The 1,591-nt window shown below is 39.1% G+C and carries 2 protein-coding genes; both read left to right on the plus strand.

Annotated elements, in window-relative coordinates:
* Window positions 1-132: 132 nt before the first annotated feature.
* The gene (locus DFQ01_RS30705; RefSeq protein WP_110047709.1) at window positions 133-552 is read left to right on the plus strand and encodes a hypothetical protein; all 420 of its coding nucleotides are present in this window, start codon (window positions 133-135) and stop codon (window positions 550-552) included.
* A gap of 310 nt (window positions 553-862) precedes the next feature.
* The gene (locus DFQ01_RS30710) at window positions 863-1,303 is read left to right on the plus strand and encodes a hypothetical protein (RefSeq protein WP_110047710.1); all 441 of its coding nucleotides are present in this window, start codon (window positions 863-865) and stop codon (window positions 1,301-1,303) included.
* Window positions 1,304-1,591 lie beyond the last annotated feature (288 nt).

Genomic DNA, 1,591 nt, shown 5'->3' on the forward strand with positions numbered 1-1,591 from the left:
TAGAAGCAGCCGGACAACCCTGCACTGGCTAAGTCCGACGGACCCGGGGCATGCGTCCCTTAAGCCAGTGAGGGTTCGTGAATACAAAGACGTTATACGAAAGTACTGAAATCAAAGGGGAACAAATCAAAAATGGATCTAAATGAAAGGTCAATTGCTGTAGGGATTCTTCACGACGGAAAAATCTCTTCAATTGAAAGAGGCCAAAATAAATTAATACTTAAAGTTCACATTCAATATCTAGCAGAGATGATCGGAAGGGATTTTGAATATTTTACATATGAGTTTATGAATTGTGATGATACCTATTTTGTATATTGGAATTCAGAATCTAGAGTTGAAATGACTAATGAAATGTCAAATTTGTGCTTAGAGATAAACGAGTCAGAATTAGATGGAGAATATATTAAAGTAACCTGTTTATGTTATAAGCCTGGAATTGAAGGAGGATTTCTTTATATTAAAGCAAGCCAATTAATTATTTATGACCATGAGGGGAACGAACTATCATTTGAAGATATGAGAATTGCAGCAAAAGAATATTGGAAATAGATTTGAGAGCTTTTCAGGAAGACAGTACCTTCGTATAACACCATATTCACGCATCGGGCCATCCGGCCCTCGGTCCGGCAGAGGGATTTCGGGGAAGCGGGAGCAGCCGGACAACCCTGCACTGGCTAAGTCTGACGACTCGGGCTGGCGCCCTTAAGCCAGTGAGGGTTCGTGAATACAAAGACGTTATAGGAAATCAGCGTGAATGGAGTATGATTTAAATCAATTTATCCTAAAGCTCCTTGGAATATTAATGTGTTAGTAATGACTCGAGGATGGGAAGAAACTTAAATAAAGGAAAGATGTTTTTATGACCGATTCAAGATTTAAAGATAGTGGTGAAAGGATTTATGATTTTCTATTCAAACATAACATTCTAATTGAGTGTCCTCATTGTAAGAGATGTGCTAAAGGAATAAGAAAAATTGACTCAAGCTTTGGATATATAATGCAATGTAGATATTGTGGTATTTTAAGTAACCCAATTGTTGGTTCGTGGGGAAATGGTACATTTATGGGTTTGAATCTTTGGTTGAGGACTAATTGTTGTGGAAACCTGCTTTGGGCTTATAACAAAGAACATTTGGATTTCTTAAATAGTTATATTAATTCTTCATTGCGAGAAAGAATTCCTAATATAAATCAGAGTTTAGCAAGCAGACTTCCTAATTGGATCAAGAGTAGAAAGAATCGCGAAGAACTCTCAAAAGGAATTGCAAAATTGTATACCAGACTTAATGAATGCAATTGAAGTAAAGAATCTAGTTAGAAGTTGGGAATAGAATCAAGATATTTAAAGTGTATCGAAGATGACGCTGACTTCCTATAACACCGTATTCACGCATCGGGCCATCCGGCCCTCGGTCCGGCAGAGGGATTTCGGGGGAGTGGTGGCAGCCGGACAACCCTGCACTGGCTAAGTCCGTCGGACCCGCGCTTGCGCGCTTAAGCCAGTGAGGGTTCGTGAATACAAAGACGTTAGACGCAATACATGCAATAGGGTTAAGAACCAGAAACTAAGTGAAAGAAATGGATAAAG

The organism is Paenibacillus cellulosilyticus, assembly GCF_003182255.1.
Taxonomy (GTDB): domain Bacteria; phylum Bacillota; class Bacilli; order Paenibacillales; family Paenibacillaceae; genus Paenibacillus_T; species Paenibacillus_T cellulosilyticus.